Genomic DNA, 15,795 nt, shown 5'->3' with positions numbered 1-15,795 from the left:
TTATACTCGGGCCAAACCTTCGCACCGGACGCACGCTCATGACGGAAGTAGCCCTCGCCACCGACACCTCGCCACAACCGCCGATGGTGATTCTTCAGTTACTCGACAAGCTCAGCGTTCCCTACCAGGTGTGCTACGAACAACCCAAATTGGCCCTCGCCCAGCGCGTTCAGGCGGTACTGCTGGATGACGCCATCGGCGCCCTGCTGGTGCTCTACCCGCACAGCCAACTGCTCGACCTCAACCGCCTCGCCGAACTGACTGGCCGCAAACTCGCCGCCGTCAAACCCGAGCGCCAGGAACGCATGCTCTCCAAGCACAGCCTGACCCTGTTGCCGGCCCTGCCGCCGCTGACCAGCTCGCCGTGCTTGTATGACGAACAACTGCTGTTGGCGCCGACCCTGGTGATCGAATCCGGCCAGGCCGGTGTGCTGCTGGAAATCCCGCGTGATGCCTACAAAACCCTGCTCGGCAAAGCCAGCGCCGCGCGCTTCGGCGAGCCACTGAGCAGCATCCGACCGAACCTCGACCGCCCGGACGACGACCGCGCGGAAATCACCCAGGCCGTGCAAGCGTTCACCGCGCGCCGCATTCAGCAACGCCTCGAAGAAACCATCGAAATTCCGCCGCTGCCAGAAACCGCGCAGAAGATCATCAAGCTGCGCGTCGACCCCGATGCCACCGTGGATGACATCACTGGCGTAGTGGAAACCGACCCGGCCCTGGCCGCGCAAGTGGTGAGCTGGGCGGCATCGCCGTACTACGCCGCACCGGGCAAGATTCGCTCAGTCGAAGACGCCATCGTGCGCGTGCTGGGCTTCGATCTGGTCATCAACCTGGCCCTGGGCCTGGCGCTGGGTAAAACCCTGGCCCTGCCTAAAGACCAACCGCAACAGGCCACGCCGTACTGGCACCAAGCGATTTACACCGCCGCCGTCATCGAAGGCCTGACCCGCGCCATGCCACGCGCCCAACGTCCGGAAGCTGGCCTGACGTACCTGGCCGGCCTGCTGCACAACTTCGGCTACTTGGTGCTGGCGCATGTGTTCCCGCCGCACTTCTCGTTGATTTGCCGTCATCTGGAAGTGAACCCGCATCTGGACCACAGCTACATCGAGCAGCATCTGTTGGGGATCACCCGCGAACAGATCGGCTCGTGGCTGATGCGCTTCTGGGACATGCCGGACGAGCTGGCCACCGCACTGCGCTTCCAGCACGACCCGGACTACGAAGGCGCGCACTCGGCCTACCCGAACCTGGTGTGCCTGGCGGTGCGTCTGCTGCGTAACCGCGGCATCGGCTCCGGCCCGCAGACCGAGATTCCGCAAGCCCTGTTCGACCGCCTCGGCCTCTCTCGCGAGAAAGCCAACGATGCGATCAACAAGGTGCTGGAAGCGGAAACGGCGCTGCGTGAACTGGCGTCGCAGTTCCACGCGTAAGCTCTGCTGCACCCATCAAAAAGCATCGAGGCTGAAGCCTCTCCCACAGGATTTCGCGATCCACTGTGGGAGAGGCTTCAGCCTCGATGCCTTTGATCTTCTGAAGGTTATTTCAAAGCCGCGCGCCGATCGGCAAATACCGCAGGCAACTCCTTCAACGCCGCCGTCAGCAGCTGGCTTACCGGCTGCTGTTCGTACAGCGCCGCATAGTCGGTCAACTCGCCGCTGGGCATCTGCCGGTAGGCATACAGCATGAACGACTCCACCGCCTGGGCACTGGACGCACGCAGCGGCTCCACTTGGTTGGCCGTGGCGCTGCTCAGTTTCTCTTCGCTGAGGTTCTGCCCTTTGGCACGCAGCGCCAGCAGGGCTTGGGTTTTGCCCACTTCGTAACGCAGCAGCGTGGCCAGTTCCGTGGTGTGCGCGGCCTTGTCCAGACGGCGCACCAACGCGACCCGCTCACCACGCGGCGGCTTGCTGGCCAGTTGTTCGCGGTACTTGGCCAGGCCATTGCCGCCATCGCCCTCACCCACGCCGCGCTCGGCCACGGTAAAGCGCTGGGCCAACGGGCTGTCCAGCAGCGTGGCGGCCTGCTCGACCTGCTCGGCCGTGAGTTTGGGTGCCAGACGTTTGGCCAGGTCGGAACACAGGGTATCGGCGCTAAAGGCCGTTTCCACTTTCTTCTGCTGGGCCTCGGACAACCCTTGCTGCACCAGCGGGCCGCTCTGCTCACAAAGCAAGCGAATGCCGGCGAGTTCGAAAACCTGGGTGAAAGCGGCGGGTTTGCTTGGTTCGGCGAACGCCTGTGAGGTCAGCAGAACCAGGGAAAGAACGAGAGGGGCGCGCATGGCTGGGATTCCATAAAGACTCATCCCAGCCTAGCGGAAGCGCCGCAGGCAAACCAGCAGCCGTGCGGCATAGCGAGACTCAGGCAGCCTTTTTATCAGCCGCTTTTTTCTTCTTCGGCATGATGTGTTTGGTCAGGCCCTGGAACCAGATCACCAGCGCGGGGTTGCCCTGGATCTGAATGTCTTTGTTCTGAATGCCCTGCATAAACGCCAACTGCTTGTTCTTGGCACTCATGGTGGCGAAACCGTAGTCGGCATCTTTGAAGCCCAAGGCGAAGTCCGGCTGGGTGGCGGTGCCACGTTTGCTGGTCAGGCGCTGGTTTTTGACGATGAAGTGGCGGGCCACCTTGCCATCCAGAGTGTGCAGTTGGAACACCAAATCACGGCCTTCGAGTTGCTGCTGAAACGCGGGATTGGTCTGGCTGGCCTTGGCCATCATGCGGCCCAGCATCCAGAGGAGAAAACGAAATTTCATGCGCGCTGGCCTCACCTAATAATGGGAACGGCTGGTTGGAATAGCGGCGCATTGTAGCCGTTTGCATGGCTGACTACAGCTAGCCTTTTGCTGGGTTTTGGCGGGGATTTGCAGCGATTGTGCAGCTAACGGCGGGATTGTCTGACACTTTGCGGGGAAGTTCGCCCGGAGCCAATTTCAGCCCCGGGCGTACGCGGCTCAGTTCACAGCGTCTTTCAGGGATTTGCCTGGTTTGAACGCGACGGTGTTGCTGGCTTTGATTTTTACCGGCTCGCCGGTTTGTGGGTTTTTCCCGGTACGGGCACCACGGTGACGCTGTACGAAAGTGCCGAAGCCCACCAGCGTTACGCTGTCCTTGCGGTTCAGGGCGGAAGTGATTTCTTCCAATACAGCATTGAGTACACGATTGGCTTGATCTTTGGTCAGATCAGCATGCTCCGCGATAGCCGCGGCAAGTTCCGGTTTACGCATAAAAAAGCCCCTTAGACGGTTTTTTGTTTTTGTGTCCGTGCTGCCAACCAGCAGCGCTATAAGACGCCGCAACAGCTCTGCGCTGCGGCAGACCCGGGGGAGAATGGCACGCTCCCGAGAGGCGCGCCAGTCGTGTCCGGCAGTTTTACCGGGCAACTTCGTGATTTATCCGACAGAACGGACGCCATTCACGCCAAAAGCGCGGGAAGCTCCTTATTCAGCGCCAACTTATCCTGCACGGCCGTACCGGTCAGGGCGTAGCCCAGCAGGCGGCCTTCGGCGTCACGGCACAGCGCCTTGATGTCAGCGCCGCTGCCTTCCACCTGCCACTCACCGCTGGTGCCACGCGGCGGCGGCGAGACCACCACCGGGCACGCCGGGGTTTTGACCTGCACCGGCATCGCGCCGTAGGTAACGGCAGTCGGGTTGCCGGCCAGGGTTTGCGCCAGGGCACGGGCGCAGGTCATCAACGGCATTACGTAAAGCAGATTGAGGCCATCCACTTCCGCGCAGTCGCCGAGGGCGAAGATATTGGCGTGGGACGTACGCAGCTGGCGGTCCACCACCACACCACGGTTGATGGTCAGGCCGGCAGCGGAGGCCAGATCGGTGCGCGGACGCAACCCCACGGCAGACACCACCACATCGCACGGCACCACAACGCCGTCTGACAAATGCGCCTCCAGCCCATCAGCGCTGCGCTGCAAGCTGGCCAACACCGGGCCCAGGTGGAAACGCGCGCCCAAACCTTCCAGACCGGCCTGTACGGCGGCGGCGGCGGCGGGATGCAGCAGCCCCGGCATCACCTGCTCGCACGGGGCAACCAGCTCGACGCTGTAGCCACCGGCGCTGAGGTCATTGGCGAACTCACAACCGATCAGCCCGGCACCCAGCACCAGCACGCGTTTCTTGCCATTGGCGGCCGTACGAAAGCGCGCGTAGTCCTCCAAGTCGTTGATCGGGAACACCGCATCGGCGCCGTCGCCTTCCACCGGTACGCGAATAGTTTCAGCGCCCCAGGCCAGCACCAGATCGCGGTATTCCACAGCTTCTTCGCCGATCCACAGGCGCTTGTGGCCCGGGTCGATACCGGTGATGCGGGTATGGGTGCGAATCTCGGCCTTGAGCTGGTCGGCCATGGCGCCGGGCTCGGCCATGCTCAGGCCGTCGGCGTCTTTGTTTTTGCCAAAACCGGTGGACAGCATCGGCTTGGAATAGGAGCGCCCGTCATCGGCGGTTATCAGCAGCAGCGGGGTCTGGGCATCGAGTTTGCGAAATTCCTTGGCCACGTTATAGCCGGCGAGGCCGGTGCCGATGATCACCACGGGTGCAGACATGACTCACTCCTGAAAACGTACAAAGACAGGCGCCACACAGCGCTGCCGAAGAAAGGGAAATTCGCGAATGGGCTCAGTTGATTTCGATCATCTCGAAATCCAGTTTGCCGACGCCGCAGTCCGGGCACAGCCAGTCTTCTGGCACATCTTCCCAGCGCGTGCCGGGGGCGATGCCGTCGTCCGGCCAGCCCAGCGCTTCGTCGTAGATAAAGCCACACACCACACATTGCCATTTGCGCATCACGGTTCACCCCTGGGGCCAAATGTGCCAGCGACCCTACCGCAATTGCCTGGCAAGGCCAATAACCCAAGGCGTCAGCCAGCCCATGGTTTGGCGTGTAGAGCAGGCTGCAGAAACGACAACGGCGACCCGAGGGTCGCCGCTTCCAAAACACTCAAGCGCGAATCAAGCGATTTCGATCATCTCGAAATCCAGCTTGCCGACGCCGCAGTCCGGGCACAGCCAGTCTTCCGGGACGTCTTGCCACAGGGTGCCGGCGGCGATGCCTTCATCCGGCCAACCCATGCTCTCGTCGTAAATCAGGCCACAGACCACACATTGCCACTTCTTCATTTTGCTACTACCTCAATTCTTCAGGCTGCTCTTCAGGCTACTGGGCACAGCGGTCGATGGTTGAAAATGCCGCTAGGCTCCCCCGGCTTTGTACTGATCGAAGCGCCAGTAATCAAGCGCCATCGGGCACCTCAAACCTTTGGCTGGGTGCCTGAATGACGCTTTCAGGCATACGCGTACTCGCCGCCACGTTCCAGTGCACGTTGATACGCGGGGCGCGCATGGATACGGTCGAGAAAGGCTTTGAGCCTGGGCCGACTGGCGTCAAGCCCGGCGCGCGAGGCGGCCGCCTCCAGCGGAAAGCTCATCTGGATATCGGCGACGCTGAAACTGTCACCGGCAAACCACTCACTCTTGCTCAGCTCACCTTCGAGGTAATCCAGGGTCTGGCGCAGCTGCGGGTTGATATAGGTGCCTTTCATCTTGCTGGAGATGCCACGGGCAATCGGCTTGATAAAGAACGGCATGGGCGCGCGCTCCAGCGTGTCGAACACCAGCTTGAGCAACAGCGGCGGCATGGCCGAGCCTTCGGCGAAATGCAGCCAGTAATTGCACCGCAGGCGCTCGGGCGTACCGGCGGCGGGTAGCAGCGCCTGACCGTACTGCTCTGCCAGGTACTGAATAATCGCCCCGGACTCGGCCAGGGTCAGGTCACCATCGGTAATCACCGGCGACTTGCCCAACGGATGCACGGCACGCAACTCGGGCGGCGCCAGCATGGTTTTGGGATCGCGCTGGTAGCGCTTGATCTCGTACTCGACGCCGAGTTCTTCAAGCAGCCAGAGAATGCGCTGCGAGCGCGAGTTGTTCAGGTGGTGGACGGTGATCATGGATCGCTCCCCGGGAGGCTGTTGTTAGTCGAGCGCACCGTGCCGACGTTAGCCACAAACCGCGCGCGGCGCCAGGCCGGCGCCCGGATAGGCGCATGACAACGCCGCGCGCATCCGTTTCGGTGCACCTTCACCCTAAAACAGCCAAGCGACGAAAAAAGCTGCCAGCCACGGCAGCTTCAAATCGCGCGCGGTGCTTTTCCTTCCCGCCAACGGAAGGCCTCTATATCAGTCGTCTCCAGCGCATTCCTGACAAATTCAGCATCCCTTTTATCACCGCAAATAATCATATTCCTGTCTAGCTCGACAGCATTTGGAATGCTTATTGCTCTCCCGCCCTTTTCGTCATTTCACAAGGAGGGCGTGGTATGTGGCAGAAGTTAGTTGTGCTGGCATTGCTCCTGGGCTGGGTAGACAAAGGCTTGAGCGCGGCGACGTTGTCGTTCGCCGCGGCCGAGTTCGTGCCCTTCGTTGCCGTGAAAGACGGCCAGCCCAGCGGGGCGGTTACCGATATCGTTCGGCAGGCGTGCCGCGAGGCGCAGATCGAATGCAGTTTCAAGGTGCAAGCCTGGAAAGATTCCAAGGCCGAGGTGGAAGCGGGCAAGCTGGACGGCCTGTTTGTGGTCAGCTGGGAGCGCGACCGTGCGCAATGGCTGAGCTTCAGCCTGCCGCTGCTGCACACCGAGTGGGGCTATCTGGTTCGCAGTAGCGATACGCGCAGCTACGTAGGGCTGAAGAGTTTGAACGGCTATCGCATCGGCGTGTTCGGCCCGTCGAGCAGCTCCGAGGCGCTGGAGCGGGTCAAGTCAATGCTGGGGCTGACCATCCAACTTAGCCAGGACGACCTCGCCAACGTACGCCGAATGCTCGCCGGTGAACTGGATGCCGTGTACATGAACCGCGACGTGGCGATGAGCCTGCTGCAACGCAACGGGCTGCAAGACCAGGTGCGATACGTAATGGGCGACAACGGGCGCAATTACCACCTGGCCTTCAGCAAACAGGCCGATGTGCAATTGACCGGCCCGTTCAACCGCGCGCTGCGGCGCATGTTCAAGGCCCGTGAAGTGCAACAGGCGCTGAGCGACCAGCAGTTGGAGCCGGCGCGCTGGACCGCCACCTACGAGGCAAAGTAAAGGCCAGCCGGGGGGCCTGAAACGGCAAACATGCTAAGCTCGCCGCCCCGTTTGCCGCCGATGTCTCTGCCGTGCCGCACGCCTCTTTCGCCGATACCGCCGCCTGGCTCACCGCCGCTCAACTGCAACCCGCGCCGTCTGAAACGGTGCTCGACTGGTTGTTCGATGACGGCTCGCTGACCCGCCGCCTGATTGCCCTGTCCAACGATGCCTTTAGCGTCACGCCCCTGAACGAAAGCTGGCAAACCCTACGCAGCGACGAGTGCGAGGCGCTGAATGCTCGTGAAGGCAGCGTCGGCTGGGTGCGCGAAGTGTTTTTGCGCGGTCATGGCCAGCCCTGGGTGTTTGCCCGCAGCGTGGCCACGCGCAGCCAGTTGATCGACTCGGACCTGCATATGGACGAACTGGGCAGCCGCTCGCTTGGCGAGTTGTTGTTCAGCGACCAGGCCTTCAGCCGTGGCCCCATGCAGGTGTGCCGTTATCCTCAGCACTGGCTGCCGGCCGATGTCAGCGCTGCAGAGTTGTGGGCACGGCGTTCGTGCTTTAGCCGCGACGGCTTGAGCGTGCTGGTGGCCGAAGTGTTTCTGCCGCCGCTGTGGACCGCCGCTGGCGTGCCGTTGCCTTCTCACCGCTGACCAGGAGCTGCGCTCGATGTACACCCGCCTGCTGCAATCGCTCAACTACCTTCACCCGCGCGCCTTCGACTTTATCCAGTTGATGCGCCTGGAACGCCCCATCGGCATTTACCTGCTGCTGTGGCCGACGCTGTGGGCATTGTGGATTGCCGCCAAGGGCGTGCCCTCGCTGGGCAATCTGCTGATCTTCGTGCTCGGGGTAATTCTGATGCGCTCTGCCGGCTGCGTGATCAACGATTACGCCGACCGTAACTTCGACGGCCATGTGGCGCGCACCAAAGGCCGGCCGCTGGCTACTGGCAAGGTCACGCCCAAAGAAGCGCTGATTCTGTTCGCGGTGCTGGTGGCGTTGAGTTTTATCCTGGTGCTGTTCACCAACCTCACCACCATTTTGATGTCGTTCGGCGCCCTGGCGATTGCCGCCACCTACCCGTTTATGAAGCGTTTTACCTTCTACCCGCAGGTGGTGTTGGGCGCGGCGTTTTCCTGGGGCATGCCGATGGCTTTTACCGCGCAAACCGGTGAAGTGCCGACCGCCGCGTGGCTGCTGTTTATCGCCAATATCGTCTGGACCGTGGGCTACGACACCTACTACGCCATGGCCGACCGCGAAGACGATCTGAAGATCGGCGTTAAATCCACCGCCATCCTGTTTGGCGACGCCGACCGGGTGATCATCCTCACCCTGCAAGGCATCGCCCTGCTCTGCCTGGCCCTGGCCGGCGCCCGTTTTACGATGGGCATCTGGTTTCTGCTGGGCCTGTTCGTGGCCGCCGGCTGCTTTGCCTGGGAGTTCTGGAGTACCCGCCAGCGCGAGCCGCAGGTGTGTCTTGCGGCGTTCCTGCATAACCATTGGGCGGGGTTGGCGATTCTGGTCGGTATCGCCGTGGACTTCGCCGCGCGCTGACGGTGGCGCAACGTTCTGTCACACAGCTGCAATAATTCCGTTATCTAATGCGGCGCAAGACAGATTAAACGACCCGAGGTTTGCTCCATGGTTGGCAAGAACATCCTGATCGTTGATGACGAAGCGCCGATTCGCGAAATGATCGCCGTCGCGCTGGAAATGGCTGGGTACGAGTGCCTGGAAGCAGAAAACACCCAGCAAGCCCACGCCATCATCGTCGATCGCAAGCCCGACCTGATCCTGCTCGACTGGATGCTGCCTGGCACCTCCGGCATCGAGCTGGCCCGTCGCCTCAAGCGTGATGAGCTGACCGGGAATATCCCGATCATCATGCTCACTGCCAAAGGTGAAGAGGACAACAAGATCCAGGGCCTGGAAGTGGGCGCCGACGATTACATCACCAAGCCGTTCTCCCCCCGTGAGCTGGTGGCGCGCCTCAAAGCTGTGCTGCGCCGCGCCGGCACCGGCGACACCGATACCCCAATCGAAGTCGGCGGCCTACTGCTCGACCCGATCAGCCACCGCGTCACCATCGACGGCAAACCCGCCGACATGGGCCCCACCGAATACCGCCTGCTGCAATTCTTCATGACCCACCAGGAACGCGCCTACACCCGTGGCCAGTTGCTGGACCAGGTGTGGGGCGGCAACGTGTATGTGGAAGAGCGTACCGTCGACGTGCATATCCGCCGCCTGCGCAAGGCCTTGGGCGAGGTGTACGAGAACCTGGTACAAACCGTGCGCGGCACCGGGTATCGTTTCTCCACCAAAAGCTAGTTCGGGAAAAAACCCAGAGTGAATCAAGACTGGCGTGGCGTAGTTATCCGCCGCTTGTTACTGCTGATCGCCGGCTGCCTGCTGGTGGGCCTGATCAGTGGTGAATATGCCTGGAGCCTGGTGGTGGGCCTTGGCGCCTACCTGGGCTGGACCCTCGCCCAATTGCTGCGCCTGCACAACTGGCTCAAGCACCACCAGACCGACCAGCCGCCGCCTGATGGCTACGGCCTGTGGGGCGAGGTGTTCGACAGCATCTACCACCTGCAACGCCGCGACCAACGCGTGCGCGGCCGTCTGCAAGCGGTGATCGACCGTGTGCAGGAGTCCACCGCCGCGCTGAACGATGCCGTGGTCATGCTCGACAGCGACGGCAACCTGGAATGGTGGAACCGCGCTGCGGAAACCCTGCTGGGTCTGAAAACCCCGCAAGACAGCGGCCAGCCGGTGACCAACCTGGTGCGCCACCCGCGCTTCAAAGACTATTTCGAACTGCCCACCCACACCGAGCCGCTGGAGCTGATTTCGCCGGTCAACGACCGCATGCACCTGCAGTTCCATATCACCCAGTACGGCAACGGCGAGCACCTGATGCTGGTGCGCGACATCACCCGCATGCACCAGCTGGAGCAGATGCGTAAGGACTTTATCGCCAACGTGTCCCACGAGCTGCGCACGCCGCTGACGGTTATTTCCGGCTACCTGGAAACCCTGCTGGATAACGTCGAAAACGTGAACCCCCGCTGGCTGCGTGCGCTGCAACAAATGCAGCAGCAAGGCGGGCGGATGCAGAACCTGCTTAACGACCTGTTGCTGCTGGCCAAACTCGAAGCCACGGACTACCCCTCCGACAACCAGCCGATCGCCGTCGACCTGCTGCTGCTCTCGATCAAGGGCGATGCCCAGGCGCTGTCCAACGACCGCCACCGCATCACCCTGGAAACCGACAACAGCATTCGTCTGAAAGGCAGCGAAGCGGAGCTGCGCAGTGCGTTTTCCAACCTGGTGTTCAACGCGGTGAAGTACACGCCCGACAACGGCGAAATTCGTGTGCGCTGGTGGGCTGACGAACACGGCGCGCACCTGTCGGTGCAGGACAGCGGCATCGGCATCGACGCCAAGCACCTGCCGCGCCTGACCGAACGTTTCTACCGGGTGGACTCCAGCCGCGCCTCAAATACCGGCGGCACCGGGCTGGGCCTGGCCATCGTCAAGCACGTACTGCTGCGCCACCGCGCACGCCTGGATATCAGCAGCGTGCCGGGCAAAGGCAGCACATTTACTTGCCACTTTGCGCCGGCCCAGGTGGTCAGACGCTAACCCGGCCACCGCTCAACGCTGGGCAAGCGCCTCGCGAGCGGCTAGTCTGCTGATTCGGCCGTGCCTGACGCACGACCACTAACTGACACATTGGACACTCTGAACCACCCCTATGGACCCTTCCCCTAGTTACGACGCCGCCACGTATTTCGCCGACTTCGGCCTTATCCTCTTCGCACTTCTGCTGGTTCTGCTCAACGGTTTCTTCGTTGCCGCCGAATTCGCCATCGTCAAACTGCGCGCCACCCGCGTTGACGCCATCGCCGCCAAAAACGGCTGGCGCGGCCATATTCTGCGCACCGTGCATAACCAACTCGACGCTTACCTGTCTGCCTGCCAGCTGGGTATTACCCTGGCATCGCTGGGCCTGGGCTGGGTCGGTGAGCCGGCGTTCGCCGAACTGCTGACCCCGCTGCTGCACAGCCTGGGCGTCGACTCGCCGCAACTGGTGCACGGCATCGCGTTCTTCACCGCGTTCTTTATCATTTCCTACCTGCATATCGTGGTGGGTGAGCTGGCCCCCAAATCCTGGGCGATTCGCCAGCCGGAACTGCTGTCGCTGTGGACCGCCGCGCCGCTGTACCTCTTCTACTGGGCCATGTACCCGGCCATCTTTATCCTCAACGCCAGCGCCAACGCCATTCTGCGTATCGCCGGCCAAGGTGAGCCCGGCCCGCACCACGAACACCACTACAGCCGCGACGAACTGAAACTGATCCTGCACTCCAGCCGCGCCAGCGACCCGAGCGACCAGGACATGCGCGTACTGGCCTCGGCCGTGGAAATGGGCGAGCTGGAAGTGGTCGACTGGGCCAACTCCCGTGAAGACCTGGTGTACCTGAACCTGAATGCCGCGCTGCACGAAGTGTTCGCCGTATTCCGCCGCCACAAGTACAGCCGCTACCCGGTGTACAACGAAGAGACCGAAGAATTCGTCGGCGTGCTGCATATCAAGGATTTGCTGCTGCACCTGTCGTTGCTGGAAATGCTGCCCTCGTCGCTGAAAATCAGTGACCTGATGATGCCCGTGGAGCGCGTAACCCGGCATATGCCGCTATCCACCCTGCTGGAAGAATTCCGCAAAGGCGGCTCGCACTTCGCCCTGGTGGAAGAAGCTGATGGCAAGGTGATCGGCTACCTGACTATGGAAGACGTACTGGAAGCGCTGGTCGGCGATATTCAGGACGAACACCGCAAAGCCGAGCGCGGCATCCTCGCCTACCAGCCCGGCAAACTGCTGGTGCGAGGCGACACGCCTTTGTTCAAAGTCGAGCGCCTGCTGGGCGTGGACCTGGACCATATCGAAGCGGAAACTCTGGCCGGGCTGATCTACGAAACCCTCAACCGCATGCCGGAAGAGGAAGAAGTGCTCGACGTAGAAGGCCTGCGCATCATCATCAAGAAGATGAAAGGACCGAAGGTGATTCTGGCGAAGGTTGTGAAGCTGGATTAAACCCAGCTTTCAGTCAAAACCTCCGTCATCCCGGCGCAGGCCGGGATCCAGAATTTTGCAGGAGAACGTCGGTGATTCGGCAATCACCGCCCCGGATTGCCGGACCACTGGATTCCCGCCTACGCGGGAATGACGGTGTCTTGGGTGGCGAGCTTCGTCACCTTCCCCGCCACAATCATCTGCGCCGCCTTCTCGCCAATCATGATGCACGGCGCATTGGTGTTGCCGCTGATCAGCGTCGGCATGATCGACGCATCGGCCACCGCAGCCCCTGCACACCAATCACCTCCAGCTGCGGCGTCACCACGCTCATGGCATCCACACCCATCTTGCAGGTGCCCACCGGGTGGAACACGGTGGCGGCGTATTCGCGGATATAGGCCATCAACTGCTCATCGCTCTGCACCTCGGCGCCGGGCAACATTTCCTTGCCGCGCAAGCCGTCGAAGCTGCTGTCGGCCAGCACCTTGCGCGCCAGCTTGAGGCCTTCGATCAGCACCTTGGCGTCGTCCATATCGGCGAGAAGTTGTAGTCGATCTCCAGTTCCCGCTGCGGGCTCAAGCGCAGTTCGCCAATCGATTTCGGCCGCAGCACGCAGGTGTGCACGGCGTAGCCATGGCCCCACTCGAACAACCGCCCACGGTGGCTGCGATAGCCCGGCACAAAGTGAAACTGCACATCCGGCAATGCATCCGCTAACGGCGTGCGGGCGAAGCCGCCGGCCTCCACGTAGTTGGTGGTGAGCCAGCCTTTTTTCTGCAGCAGGTATTTGAACGGCGAAGCCAGAATGCTGCCCAGTGAGCCCCAGGAAAACCCGAGGGTCAGCGGGCTGGCCGAGCGCACGGTGATCAGGCCGTCGAGGTGGTCTTGCAGGTTCTTGCCGACGCCCGGCGAATCGCACACCACCGGCACACCAGCGGCTTCCAGCTCGGCGCGCGGGCCGATGCCGGAGTTCAGCAGAATCTGCGGCGAGCCGAGTGAGCCCGCACACAAAATCACTTCGCGACTGCACTTCAAGGTGACCGGCTGGCCGTCCTTGAGCAGGTTCAAGCCACGCACTTGAGTACCTTCGAACTGCAGCGATTGCACGTTGCAGCCAGTCAGCACCGTCAGGTTCGGTCGATCACTGATCGGCGCGACGAAGGCGCGGTAAGCCGACAGACGCTTGGCGTTTTTCTGGGTGAGGTTGTAGATGCCGGCGCCTTCCAGATCGCCGCCGTTGAAGTCTTCGTTGGTCTTGATGCCGACCCGCGCGGCCGCTTTTACAAACAGCGCCGATAGCGGGTTGGGATCACGGGCACGGTCCACCAGCAACTCGCCCAGCGTGCCGTGCAGTGCCGGGTTTTGCCCGAGCAGGTTGCCTTCGGATTTCTTGAACAGCGGCAGCACGTCGGCCCAGCTCCAGCCGGCGCAACCCTGCTCGGCCCAACGGTCATAGTCCGAGGCGTCGCCACGGATATAGATCATCGAGTTCATGGAACTGGAGCCGCCCAAGGCCTTGCCCCGTGGCGTGTGCAAGCGGCGATTGTTGAGTTCTTTCTGCGGCGTGGAGAAGAAATTCCAACTGAAGATTTTGCTCTTGTACAAGGTGATGGTGCCGGCCGGGGTTTGCACCCGTGGGCTGGCATCGCTGCCACCGGCTTCAAGCAGGCAGACACGCACGGCGGGGTCGGCGCTCAGGCGGTTGGCCAATACGCAACCGGCCGAGCCGGCGCCGACGATGATGTAGTCGTAACTTGAGTCGGACATGGATGGCCTCGGTCTATACCAAAACCACCGTCATCCCGGCGTAGGCCGGGATCCAGGTGCGGTGATTACAGAACCACCGACGTATTCCTGCAAAATTCTGGATTCCAGCCTGCGCTGGAATGACGGTGTCGGGGTGGGAAGAGTGGTGTTAGTGAACCTCAGCGAGGTCATCGTGCAGCAGCTCCAGAATCCGCCGCTTCATCCGGATAAACTCCGGCTCCATCACCACGTCCATGGAGCGCGGCCGATCAATCGGCACGTCCAACACTTCCTTGATCCGCCCCGGCCGCGCGCCCATCACGTAGATGCGGTCGGCCAGCAAAATGGCTTCGTCGATATCGTGGTGACGAACACTACGGTCTTCTTCGCATTGCCCCACACCTGCAACAACAGCTGCTGCATCTGCAGCCGGGTCTGGCTGTCGAGGGCGCCGAAGGGTTCGTCCATCAGCAAAATCTGCGGGTCGTTGGCCAGCGCCCGGGCAATGGCCACGCGCTGCATCATGCCGCCGGAGAGCTGCTTGGGGTAATGCTGGGCGAACTTGGCAAGGCCCACTTCGTTGAGATAAAACTCGACGATGGTGTTGATCTCATCGCCTGGCAGGCCGCGACGTTTGAGGCCGAACTCGATGTTCTGACGCACCGTCAGCCAGGGAAACAGCGTGTAGCTCTGGAACACCATGCCGCGATCGGCGCCGGGCCCTTCGACCTTTTTTCCGCCGACATAAATGGCGCCATCACTCGGCTCGGACAGACCCGCCGTGAGGTACAGCAAACTGGATTTACCGCAGCCCGACGGGCCGACGATGACTGCAAATTGCTGATCCGGTACTTCGAACGACACGTTATCCAGCGCGGTAAACGTCTCACCACTTGGCGACTGATAGCGCAGGCTCACACCCTCGACTTTCAGGCGGCTTTCCACGGCCGCGTACTCGGTGAGGGCCGGCATGATGTAGGGCTTGGTGGAGGCTATTGTGCCCATGCGGCAATCCTCAGGCGGAGCAGACGGAAGAGTTGGTCGGTGATCAGGCCCAGCAGGCCGATGATGGCAATCGCGAGAAAAATCACGTCCACCTGAAAACCGCGCATGGCCTTCAGGCTGATGTAACCCAAGCCGCTGGAAGCAGCCACCAGTTCGGCAACTACGAGGTACGTCCAGGCCCAGCCCATGGTCACGCGCAGGGTGTCGAGCACGCCGGGCAGGGATGCCGGGCCGAGTACATGGAACACCACATCACGGCGCGTGGCGCCGAGGGTGTAGCTGGCGTTCACCAGGTCCTTGGACACGCCTTTGGAGACGTCGGCAATCATCACCAGCTGCTGGAAGAAGGTGCCGAAAATAATCACCGCCACCCGCTGCTCCAGGCCGATGCCGATCCACAGAATGAACAGCGGCACGAACGAGGTTACCGGCAGGTAACGGATAAAGTTCACCAGGGGTTCGAGGAACGCCTGCACGATACGAAAGCTGCCCATCAGCAGGCCCAACGGCACCGCGACCAGGGAAGAGATAGCAAAGCCGATCAGCACCACCTCAAGGCTTGCACCGACGTGTTTGGCCAGGGTGCCATCGTTGGTCAGGCGCACGGCGGCGTCGAACACCGCACCGGGGGTGGGCAAAAACATGGTCGGCACCACGCCGCCATACGACAGGCCGACCCACAGGCCGAGTACCGCCAACCAGCACAGGGTGCTGGCAGCAAAAACGATTTTCACCGGCAAGCCGACCTTGGGGGTCAGGCAGCGGTTGATCCAGGAACGAGTAGTGGCCACAACGCCACCTCCACATAAGGCAGGGAAAACAAGGCAGAGAGAAGCACGCTGCGTGCCGGAACACGCAGCGTG

Annotated in this window: 15 protein-coding genes and 2 pseudogenes; 7 read left to right on the top strand and 10 right to left on the bottom strand. The window is 61.8% G+C overall.

The window, feature by feature from the left end; genetic code table 11:
- Window positions 1–38 precede the first annotated feature (38 nt).
- A complete protein-coding gene (locus AC0V2S_RS07955; protein WP_475509278.1) occupies window positions 39–1,439 on the top strand; it encodes an HDOD domain-containing protein in 1,401 nt (466 codons plus the stop codon).
- 107 nt (window positions 1,440–1,546) lie between these two features.
- Here AC0V2S_RS07955 and AC0V2S_RS07950 read toward each other — a convergent pair whose 3' ends face one another.
- The 7 genes from AC0V2S_RS07950 to AC0V2S_RS07920 form a co-directional block, all read right to left on the bottom strand.
- Window positions 1,547–2,287: a hypothetical protein gene (locus tag AC0V2S_RS07950; RefSeq protein WP_475509277.1), complete on the bottom strand. Its 741-nt coding sequence runs from the start codon at window positions 2,285–2,287 to the stop codon at window positions 1,547–1,549.
- 79 nt (window positions 2,288–2,366) lie between these two features.
- The gene (locus AC0V2S_RS07945; protein ID WP_475509276.1) at window positions 2,367–2,762 is read right to left on the bottom strand and encodes an SCP2 sterol-binding domain-containing protein; all 396 of its coding nucleotides are present in this window, start codon (window positions 2,760–2,762) and stop codon (window positions 2,367–2,369) included.
- Between the two features lie 198 nt (window positions 2,763–2,960).
- A complete protein-coding gene (locus AC0V2S_RS07940) occupies window positions 2,961–3,233 on the bottom strand; it encodes an HU family DNA-binding protein (protein WP_108095210.1) in 273 nt (90 codons plus the stop codon).
- Window positions 3,234–3,421: 188 nt separating this feature from the next.
- Window positions 3,422–4,570, bottom strand: a complete 1,149-nt coding sequence (locus AC0V2S_RS07935) for an NAD(P)/FAD-dependent oxidoreductase (RefSeq protein ID WP_475509275.1) — start codon at window positions 4,568–4,570, stop codon at window positions 3,422–3,424.
- Between the two features lie 73 nt (window positions 4,571–4,643).
- Window positions 4,644–4,811, bottom strand: coding sequence for a rubredoxin (locus AC0V2S_RS07930; protein ID WP_457436795.1), 168 nt, complete (start codon window positions 4,809–4,811; stop codon window positions 4,644–4,646).
- A 165-nt stretch (window positions 4,812–4,976) separates the two neighbouring features.
- Window positions 4,977–5,144, bottom strand: coding sequence for a rubredoxin (locus AC0V2S_RS07925; protein WP_475509274.1), 168 nt, complete (start codon window positions 5,142–5,144; stop codon window positions 4,977–4,979).
- A gap of 164 nt (window positions 5,145–5,308) precedes the next feature.
- Window positions 5,309–5,974, bottom strand: a complete 666-nt coding sequence (locus tag AC0V2S_RS07920) for a glutathione S-transferase family protein (protein WP_475509273.1) — start codon at window positions 5,972–5,974, stop codon at window positions 5,309–5,311.
- Between the two features lie 368 nt (window positions 5,975–6,342).
- Here AC0V2S_RS07920 and AC0V2S_RS07915 point away from each other — a divergent pair, with 368 nt between their 5' ends.
- The 6 genes from AC0V2S_RS07915 (at window position 6,343) to AC0V2S_RS07890 (ending at window position 12,199) form a co-directional block, all read left to right on the top strand.
- Complete coding sequence (locus tag AC0V2S_RS07915; RefSeq protein WP_475509272.1) at window positions 6,343–7,110, top strand: substrate-binding periplasmic protein; 768 nt, start codon at window positions 6,343–6,345, stop codon at window positions 7,108–7,110.
- A 71-nt stretch (window positions 7,111–7,181) separates the two neighbouring features.
- Complete coding sequence (locus tag AC0V2S_RS07910; RefSeq protein WP_475509271.1) at window positions 7,182–7,745, top strand: chorismate--pyruvate lyase family protein; 564 nt, start codon at window positions 7,182–7,184, stop codon at window positions 7,743–7,745.
- Between the two features lie 16 nt (window positions 7,746–7,761).
- Window positions 7,762–8,652 carry a 4-hydroxybenzoate octaprenyltransferase gene (gene ubiA / locus AC0V2S_RS07905; RefSeq protein WP_475509270.1) on the top strand — a complete coding sequence of 297 codons (891 nt, stop codon included), beginning with the start codon at window positions 7,762–7,764 and terminating at the stop codon, window positions 8,650–8,652.
- A gap of 87 nt (window positions 8,653–8,739) precedes the next feature.
- Window positions 8,740–9,429: a phosphate regulon transcriptional regulator PhoB gene (phoB, locus tag AC0V2S_RS07900; protein ID WP_475509269.1), complete on the top strand. Its 690-nt coding sequence runs from the start codon at window positions 8,740–8,742 to the stop codon at window positions 9,427–9,429.
- 18 nt (window positions 9,430–9,447) lie between these two features.
- Complete coding sequence (gene phoR / locus AC0V2S_RS07895) at window positions 9,448–10,746, top strand: phosphate regulon sensor histidine kinase PhoR (RefSeq protein ID WP_475509268.1); 1,299 nt, start codon at window positions 9,448–9,450, stop codon at window positions 10,744–10,746.
- Window positions 10,747–10,858: 112 nt separating this feature from the next.
- Window positions 10,859–12,199 (top strand): hemolysin family protein, encoded by a 1,341-nt coding sequence (locus tag AC0V2S_RS07890; RefSeq protein WP_475509267.1) that lies wholly within the window; start codon window positions 10,859–10,861, stop codon window positions 12,197–12,199.
- 119 nt (window positions 12,200–12,318) lie between these two features.
- Here AC0V2S_RS07890 and AC0V2S_RS07885 read toward each other — a convergent pair.
- From AC0V2S_RS07885 to AC0V2S_RS07875, 3 genes and pseudogenes are all read right to left on the bottom strand, one after another.
- Window positions 12,319–13,948 (bottom strand): annotated as a pseudogene (locus AC0V2S_RS07885) (GMC family oxidoreductase).
- Window positions 13,949–14,096: 148 nt separating this feature from the next.
- A pseudogene (locus AC0V2S_RS07880) lies at window positions 14,097–14,899 on the bottom strand (ABC transporter ATP-binding protein).
- A 20-nt stretch (window positions 14,900–14,919) separates the two neighbouring features.
- Window positions 14,920–15,723 carry an ABC transporter permease gene (locus AC0V2S_RS07875; RefSeq protein WP_475509266.1) on the bottom strand — a complete coding sequence of 268 codons (804 nt, stop codon included), beginning with the start codon at window positions 15,721–15,723 and terminating at the stop codon, window positions 14,920–14,922.
- Window positions 15,724–15,795: the final 72 nt, after the last annotated feature.

The sequence above is a fragment of the Pseudomonas sp. CC11G genome (genome assembly GCF_056174845.1).
Note: the sequence above shows the minus strand (reverse complement) of the source record. Positions and strands in the feature narration are given on the sequence as shown.